This is a genomic window from Mameliella sp. AT18 (assembly GCF_028807275.1).
Lineage (GTDB): Bacteria > Pseudomonadota > Alphaproteobacteria > Rhodobacterales > Rhodobacteraceae > Antarctobacter > Antarctobacter albus.
In genome coordinates, this window is sequence record NZ_JARAMO010000236.1 from 1 (window position 1) to 8,281 (window position 8,281).

The following is an 8,281-nucleotide window of genomic DNA, read 5'->3' on the forward strand; positions in this document are numbered from 1 at the left end:
GAGGCGAGGGACTCGGTGAAAAAACCGTCCGGTCGGTGCGAGACATTCATGGGTATTGCTCCTTGTCCTGTCAGCCGGTCCAGCCAAGGCCGGCGGATATGCAGTTCATGCTTTGCATCAACTGGATTCGATGGCGGTTTCCGTCTTCTTGGCGCACCAGCCGCAGGAGATTCACCTGCGCCTCGTGGGCCGAACGCAGCGCGGCCTCGTGCCGTGTGATCCGCGCCACCGCGTTGGGAAACCGTGAACCCAGCGGCGTGCCGGTCAGACGTTCGATTGCGGCGACGGACCGTTCGTGTTCGGCCTCGATCATGCCAAAGACCGCCTCTGCCTCGGTCTGGTCCTCGACCAGTCCGGCATAGATCTCGGCAATGTCCAGGCGGACCATCAGCAGCGATTTCTCGACCTCGTCGATGCACAGGCGGAACAGCGGCAGATCCCGCATTGCCCGCACCAGCGCCTTCTCGCCCCCCGCCCCGCGAATGGATTGGAAGTCCTGCAACGCCTGGCCGAACCCGTACCAGCTGCTGATCATGTGACGGTTCTGGCTCCAGGCAAAGACCCAGGGAATTGCCCGCAGGTCGGACAGGGTTGCGGCCCCGAAACGGCGCGCCGGGCGCGATCCGATCTTCAAAAGCGCCAGTTCGTTCACCGGGCTGGCCTGGTTGAAATAGGGCAGGAACGACGGGTGCTGCAGCAGCGTCTGGTAGGTGGTCTGGCTGAGGCTGGAGAGGGTCTCCATCACGTCCTCGGCCTCGGGATCGACGGTCTCGAAGGCAGGCGCCGTGCTGTGGCGCATGACCGAGGAGGCCAGCAGTTCCAGTTGCGCGGCGGCGGTGCCGGTGTTGGCATATTTCGCCGTCACCACCTCGCCTTGTTCGGTCAGACGCAGCGTGCCGTTCAGCGTGCCGCGCGGCTGGGCCGCGATGGCCCGGTCGGTCGGCGCACCACCCCGGCTGACGGAACCGCCCCGCCCGTGAAAGAACACCGGCCGCGCACCGTGACCGGCAATCGCGCGGGTTATCGCACGTTGCGCCCGGTCGAGCGACCAGCTGGAACAGAGGAAACCGCCGTCCTTGTTGCTGTCGGAATAGCCCAGCATGATTTCCAACCGCCCGTCCCGGTCCTTCATGCTGCGGGCCGCCAACGGAATTGCCAGCACGTCGCGCAGGATCGCAGGCGCCGCGCGCAGGTCCTCGATGGTTTCGAACAGCGGCACGACCTTGAGCGACAGGCGTTCGGCTCCGAACCCGGCGTAGCGGGCCAGGAGCAGCACCGCCAGAAGATCATCCGCGGATCGTGTCATGGACAGGATGAATGGCCCGATGGCCTCGGGGTCCGGACCGTCATGCACTTCGCGGATCAACCGCAAGAGCGACATCAGCTCGGCAGCCTCTTCGCCGAGGCGCGCATGGTCGACGAAGGGCAGGCCCGCCTGCCCCACCTCGCGCCGCAAGCGCGCGGACCAATCGGCGGACAGCGCCTCTGGCGCGGCATCCACGGCGTTCCAGACCGCCTCCAGCGTGCGGGTCACGACGTCGGAGTTCTGGCGAATGTCCAACGTATGCGCGCGGAAGCCAAAGGTGCTGGCCTGCCAGCGCAGCGGACGGATGAGTTGTTGTGCCAGTCGGGTCGCGTCGATGGCGTCCAGCGCCGCCTCGACACTGTCGAGGTCGGCGAGAAAACCAGAGACATCGCGATAGCCGCCTGACGCCAGGCATTGACGCATGGCCGTGCCCGCCTGGCGGAAGATCTCGTTCGGGTTGCGCTGCGCACAAAGGTCCGGATCGGTGCTGCGGGTCTCGACGATCCGGGCCAGCGCATCGCGGTGCGGGCGCGGGACGGCGACGATCTTTTCGGACACGCTGAGCCGGGGAATGATACGGTCCAGGGCCATGACGTATTCCTCGAGGATCATCTCGCGCGAGCGACCGATCGCATCGCGCGTCACCTCGGCGGTCACGTTGGGGTTGCCGTCACGATCACCGCCGATCCAGGAATGGAACCGGATGCAGCAATGGTCGCGTCCGGTCGGGCCGAAGACCGCGCTGACCGCGTCATGGTAGCGTTCGAACAGGCGTGGCACGGCCTCGAAGAGGCTGGTGCGGTAGAATTGCAGGCCCCAGTCGATCTCGGAGGCGAGGCTGGGACGTTCCATCCGCAGTTCGCCCGTCAGCCAGAGCAGGTCGATTTCCATCTCCAGCGTTTCTTCCAGCCGCGCGATCTCGCGCGGGCTCCAGCGCATGGTCTCGAACAGGACCAGCGTGCGGTAGATGCGGCGATGGATTTCCATGACCGAGACGCGCTTGGCCTCTGTCGGATGGGCAGTGATCGTCGGACCGACGGACAGTTGACCCTCGGACAGCAGTCGCTGCATGGCAGGGCGCTGATCCTCGGGGCAGTCGGCCAGGGCCTTGTGAAACCCGCCCTCGCCCGGGTCGCCATCCTGTTCGGCCAGGCGCCCGGTGCGGATCGTCAGGTTTTCGTCCATGATCTGCTGCAGGTGGAACCAGATCGTGCTGGCCTGCAGGTGATCGGCGTAGTCGCCTTCGTCCCAATGGGTGACACCGTCCTCGATGGATTGCGCCACATGCGGCGCGCGACGGTGGAGAACCTTCAGCCACGCCCCGCGCAGGCGGCGGTACACGTCTTCCGCATATTGATCGGGGGCTTCAAGCCCCGCAGGTTCTGCCACCATCTGCATCATGCCACCTGGTCGCCGGGGGTCCGGCCCTCGAAGAAGTCGACGAGATTGTCGAGCACGCGCATACCCATTGCGGTGCGGGTTTCCTCGGTCGCGCTGCCGAGGTGGGGCAACATCACCAGATTGTCGCAATCCAGAAGGATCGGGGCCACCTTAGGTTCACCGTCGAAGACATCCAGCGCCGCGCCGCCGATGCAATCGAACATCAGCGCCTGGGCCAATGCGTGCTCGTCGATCACCTCGCCGCGGGCCGTGTTGATCAAAAAGGCGCCGGGCTTCATCAGGTCCAGCCGGTGCGAATTGATCAAGTGCCGGTTGGCCGCGCCGCCGGGACAATGCAAAGAAACGAAGTCGCACTGAGGCAACAGGTCCTCGATCGTGTCGACCTGCACCGCGTTGTAACGGTCCAGCACGTCCTGCGCGACGCGTGAGCGGTTCTGCACGAGGATCTTCATGCCGAAACCAAAATGCGCGCGCTGTGCCATCGCCTGGCCGATCCGACCGAACCCCACGATGCCCAGAACCTTGCCAGAGACCTTGGCCCCCACCAGATGCGTCGGCCGCCAGCCGGTCCACTGCCCGGCACGCAACTCGCGCTCACCCTCGCCTGCGCGGCGGGCCACCATGAGCATCAGCGTCATGGCCAGATCAGCGGTGCATTCCGACAGCACGTCCGGCGTGTTGGTGACGGCGATCCCCAGCTTTTTCGCCGCATCAGTGTCGATGTGGCTGAAGCCCACGCCGTAATTGGCCAGGATGCGGGTGCGCGCCTCGCTCACGTCCATTGCCTCGCTGCCCAGCCCGTCGGTGACGGTCGGCAGGATGGCGTCGAACTTGCCCAGGGCGTCGCGGAAATCCTCGGCGCTCATGGGACGGTCCTCGACGTTGAAGACCGTGTCGAACCGTTCCGCCAGTTCAGCCTCGATCGTCTGGGGCCAGCGGCGCGTGACAAGCACGCGCGGCCGGTTGTTCAGGATGGCGGGGGCATTCATCATGCGGCCTCCTTCTGCATCACCTTCGCAATAGTGTCGCCGATCTCGGCCGGATGCGGAGCGACGGTGACACCCGCTGCGGTCAGGATCTCAACCTTTTCGCTGGCGCTTTCTCCGAAGGCCGAGATGATCGCCCCCGCATGGCCCATCGTGCGGCCCTTGGGGGCGGTCAGACCAGCGACATAAGCGACCACCGGCTTGGTGACGTGATCGCGGATATAGGCCGCGGCCTCGGCCTCTTGCGGACCGCCGATCTCACCGATCATGCAGATGACGTGGGTCTCGTCGTCCGCCTCGAAATGTTCGAGGATGTCCTTGAAGGACGAGCCGTTGATCGGGTCGCCACCGATACCCACGGAGGTCGAGATACCGATGCCGTGCTCCTTGAGCTGCGCGGCGGCCTCGTAGCCCAGCGTGCCCGAGCGACCGATGATGCCGACGTGGCCCGGCAGGTAGATATGGCCGGGCATGATCCCCAAAAGCGCCTTGCCCGGGCTGATGGTACCGGCGCAGTTCGGGCCGGTCAGGACCATCCGGCGATCCTTGGGATAGCGATACATGTAGCGCTTGACGCGGATCATGTCCTGGGCCGGGATGCCGTCGGTGATGCAGACACAGTACTTGATGCCCGCATCTGCTGCTTCCATGATGCTGTCGGCGGCAAAGGGCGGCGGCACGAAGACCAGGCTGGCCTCGGCGCCGGTGGCGGCCACCGCGTCCTCGACCGTGTCGAAAACGGGCACGCCCTCGACCGTCTGGCCGCCCTTTCCGGGGACCACGCCGCCGACGACATTGGTGCCGTAGGCGATCATGTCCGCGGTATGGAACCGCGCCATCTTGCCGGTGATGCCCTGAACGATGACGGGGGTGCCTCTGTCGATGAAGATGCTCATTGGACTGCCCTCATGTTGGAGCCCTGGGAAAGGTCGTTCTGCCAGGCGCCGACGGCGCGCTGTGCCGCTTCGATCAGCGTGGTGGCGCGGATGATCGGAAGGCCGGACTTGGCCAGGATCTTCTGCCCCTCCTCGACATTGGTACCCGCAAGGCGGACCACCACCGGCACATCGACCTGCACCTCCTTCAGCGCCTGGACGACGCCCTCGGCGACCCAGTCGCAGCGGTTGATGCCCGCGAAGATGTTGACCAGCACGGCCTGGACGTTGTCGTCGGACATCACCAGACGAAAGGCCTTGGCGACGCGTTCCGGGGTGGCACCGCCGCCGATGTCCAGGAAGTTGGCGGGTTCGCCCCCGGCCAGCTTGATCGTGTCCATCGTGGCCATCGCCAGGCCCGCACCGTTCACGATGCAGCCGATGTTGCCCTCGAGCCCGACATAGGACAGGCCCCGGTCGGCGGCACGGCTTTCGCGCGGGTCTTCCTGGCTCTTGTCACGCAGCTCGCTGATCTGCGGGTGGCGGAACAGCGCGTTGTCGTCAAAGGTCATCTTGGCATCGAGCGCGAGGATGCGGCTGTCGCCCGTCACCACCAGCGGGTTGATCTCGACCATCGTGGCGTCATGTTCGCGGAAAGCCCGGTAGCAGCCCTGCAGCGTGCGCACCATCGGTGCGGTCAGTGCCGGATCCATGCCCAGCTTGAACGCGATCTGGCGGCACTGGAAGTCCTGCAGCCCCACGGCGGGTTCGACGGTCGCCCGCACGATGCTGTCGGGACGGTTGGCAGAGATCTCCTCGATCTCCATACCGCCTTCGGCAGAGGCCACGATCATCACGCGCTGCGAGGTGCGGTCGAGGACGAAACCAAGGTAGATCTCGCGTTCGATCGGCACGGCGGCCTCGACGTAGACACGGTAGATGCCCTTGCCCTCGGGGCCGGTCTGATGCGTGACCAGCTTGCGGCCAAAGAGCGACTCGCAGGTTGCCTGGATCTCGGCATCGCTGTCGCAGACCTTGACGCCGCCGGCCTTGCCGCGGCCACCGGCATGAACCTGGGCCTTGACCACCCAGCGCTCACCGCCCAGTTCCCGGGCACGGTAGGCCGCCTGTTCCGGACTGTAGGCCAGCGCCCCCGGGGGGCTGTGCACTCCGAAATTGGCCAGGATTTCCTTGGCCTGGTACTCATGAATGTCCATGATCTTTCCTCCTCCGAAAGATTGGCACGTGTTCTGATTATTCGGCCGCGACCGCGCGATCGTAGACGCCGTTCAACGCCTCGGTCACACGGACATCGTCCACCTCGCCGCCCAGCGCGCGGATCGCATCCGCGAACCGGGTGACGATGTCGGTGATCGCCTCGCGGCTCAGCAGGTTGAGAATGCCGATCCGGATCTGCACCGGCTCCGACAGGGTCGGCCAGATACCGAAGTTCTGCGCCCGACAGGCCTGGACCAACTCCATCTCGCGACCCGCCAGTGCCTTGGGCAGGTTCAGGACGACCAGCGAGGTCATGTTCGACGTCACCTCGCAGCCCATCGCCTGCACCGCGCGGCGCAGTGCCGTTTCGTGGTGGGCATAATCCTTGGCCCGCTCCGCGATGCCCTGTTGCAGGGTGATGCGCAGCGCCTCGTGAAAGGCGGCAACCGCGTAGGCGGAATGGGTCCGGTGATAGGTGCCCTTTTCAACGTCCTTGCCGTCGATGATGCCCCAGTGGCGGGCTTCCATGATCGGGTGATGCACAAAGGTGCGGGTGCCGGTCTTTTTCAGGGTCTCAATGTAACGGTCGCTGAAGGAGACAGGCGCGTAGGTCAGCGGCAGGCAGCAGATGCCCTTTTGCGGGCAGGAAGCCCAGCCATGCACACCCGGGTAGTCGTCGATGCGGAAGTTCTCGACCCCCAGGGACGAGACCGCGTCGACGAGGCCCATCACGTCGTGCTTTTCACAGGCCGCACTGAAACCTGCGATGTCGTTGATGCGGCCCGAGCCGGTTTCCCAATGCGCCATCGCGGCCCACTTGGGCTTATGCTCGGCCAGCGCGGCCTCGACCATGCCCCCGGTCACGGACATGCCGTGCGGCACGTCAACGATGATGACCGATGCGGGTTTCGGATCCAGCGGGCTCAGCGCCAGTTCGGCGGCGGTGGCCGCCTTCATCCGGACGGTCAGACCGTCGATGCCCGAGAAGGTGCCGTTGGTGAAGACCACGACCCTGTCGCCCGGCATCACAGCGCTGAACATCACGTCCAGGCCGCTCCACCCGGTTCCGGCAACGCCGAAAGTGTGCACGTTCTCCGTACCCCAGACCTGGCGCAGCATGTGCTTGCACTCGACCATGCCACGCAGGACGTCGCCATGCATGTGATCGGCCAGCCCTGCCCCGGCATAGGCCGCCAGCACCCGCGCGTCGGTGTTGCCCGGTCCGGGGCCCGCGGCGATGGTTTCGGGGATTTCGAGCTTGGGGAATAGCTGCGCAACGGTCATGATCGCTCCGTTCGTTCACTTGAGGGGACTAGTTGTTTCCCCTCGGTTATAAAATTGCTTGCTCACAGGAAAAACGTTCCTTAATCCTGCTTTTGGGCATCCAAATGGGTGGGGAAGTTACCACCCAAATTGGCAAGTATCCCGTTGTATGCCGTTTTCGACCCCGCCCAAACGGGTAGTTTATCACGGAAATGCGAAGAAAATCAGGGGACTAAAGTGCAGAGAGAACGCATCGACATCATGCTGGGCGACGGCAATCCGCTGGTCCTGTCGGCCATGTCCGAAGTGTTCGAACGCGATCCCCGATTCTCGCTTGTGGCGACCAGCGCCACCGCCGAAGGGTTCCTGGGGATGATCATGCGAGTGCCGGTAAAGGTCTGCGTGATCGACTGGAACATCCCGGCGCTGGGGGCGGAAAAGCTGATCGAGGTGCTGCGCGCACAGGAAAACGCGCCGCGCATCGTCGTCTATGGCCATGACACCGACGCCGCCGTACCGCGCCAGGCGATGGCCTCGGGCGCGGCGGCCTTCGTATCGCGGGCCGCCCCGACCGACGCGCTGGTGCAAACCTGCCTCGACGTGGCCGCGGGCAAGATGGTCTTCCCCTACCTCGACATCCGCGAGCTGAAGACCGATCCCATCAGCACCCTGTCCCGCAAGGAGCGTGCGATTCTGGATGCCCTGGCCGAGGGACTGACCAACAAGCAGCTTGCCGCGCGGCTCGAGATATCGACCAATACGGTCAAGTTCCATTTGTCGAACATCTTTGACAAGCTCTCGGTCAAGAATCGCGCCCAGGCCATCGCGCATTTCTACGCGTCAAAGGCGAAAAGCGGCGGATGACGCGGCACGCTGTGTGCACTGGTATGCAAAAAAATTTATTGACAGGAATACCGATTTCCCAAATGCAAATAGGGGTCCGACCCAATTTTCCTGTCAGAAAGGACCCTGACCATGTCTTTCCACGCCATCGACCAGGCGCCCGCACGGCTTAATCGCTCGGAACTGGCCGTGCCCGGCTCTCAGCCTCAAATGTTTGAAAAAGCGGCACAATCAGATGTCGACGTAATCTTCCTCGACCTCGAGGACGCAGTTGCGCCCGACGAAAAGGCGCAGGCCCGCAAGAACATCATCAAGGCCCTGAACGAAATCGACTGGGGCACCAAGACCATGTCCATCCGCATCAACGGGCTGGACACGCATTACATGTA

7 protein-coding genes are annotated in these 8,281 nt (G+C 64.4%); 2 read left to right on the forward strand and 5 right to left on the reverse strand.

Going from position 1 to position 8,281, the window contains the following annotated elements:
* Nucleotides 1–70: 70 nt before the first annotated feature.
* From PVW46_RS21070 to PVW46_RS21090, 5 genes are read right to left on the reverse strand one after another with little or no spacing between them, the layout of a single operon-like run.
* The gene (locus PVW46_RS21070; RefSeq protein WP_274577448.1) at nucleotides 71–2,707 is read right to left on the reverse strand and encodes a phosphoenolpyruvate carboxylase; all 2,637 of its coding nucleotides are present in this window, start codon (nucleotides 2,705–2,707) and stop codon (nucleotides 71–73) included.
* Nucleotides 2,704–3,696 carry a 2-hydroxyacid dehydrogenase gene (locus PVW46_RS21075; RefSeq protein ID WP_069209913.1) on the reverse strand — a complete coding sequence of 331 codons (993 nt, stop codon included), beginning with the start codon at nucleotides 3,694–3,696 and terminating at the stop codon, nucleotides 2,704–2,706. Before PVW46_RS21075 ends, PVW46_RS21070 begins: the two co-directional genes overlap by 4 nt.
* Nucleotides 3,696–4,589: a succinate--CoA ligase subunit alpha gene (sucD, locus tag PVW46_RS21080; RefSeq protein WP_043141897.1), complete on the reverse strand. Its 894-nt coding sequence runs from the start codon at nucleotides 4,587–4,589 to the stop codon at nucleotides 3,696–3,698. Before sucD ends, PVW46_RS21075 begins: the two co-directional genes overlap by 1 nt.
* On the reverse strand, nucleotides 4,586–5,785 hold the full coding sequence (locus PVW46_RS21085) for a malate--CoA ligase subunit beta (protein ID WP_043141899.1): 1,200 nt from the start codon (nucleotides 5,783–5,785) through the stop codon (nucleotides 4,586–4,588). Before PVW46_RS21085 ends, sucD begins: the two co-directional genes overlap by 4 nt.
* Before the next feature lie 37 nt (nucleotides 5,786–5,822).
* Nucleotides 5,823–7,070 carry a pyridoxal-phosphate-dependent aminotransferase family protein gene (locus PVW46_RS21090; RefSeq protein ID WP_043141901.1) on the reverse strand — a complete coding sequence of 416 codons (1,248 nt, stop codon included), beginning with the start codon at nucleotides 7,068–7,070 and terminating at the stop codon, nucleotides 5,823–5,825.
* Between the two features lie 240 nt (nucleotides 7,071–7,310).
* Here PVW46_RS21090 and PVW46_RS21095 point away from each other — a divergent pair, with 240 nt between their 5' ends.
* The gene (locus PVW46_RS21095) at nucleotides 7,311–7,913 is read left to right on the forward strand and encodes a response regulator transcription factor (protein ID WP_043142039.1); all 603 of its coding nucleotides are present in this window, start codon (nucleotides 7,311–7,313) and stop codon (nucleotides 7,911–7,913) included.
* Between the two features lie 111 nt (nucleotides 7,914–8,024).
* On the forward strand, nucleotides 8,025–8,281 hold a 257-nt coding region (locus tag PVW46_RS21100), incomplete at its 3' end, for an aldolase/citrate lyase family protein (protein ID WP_274577449.1).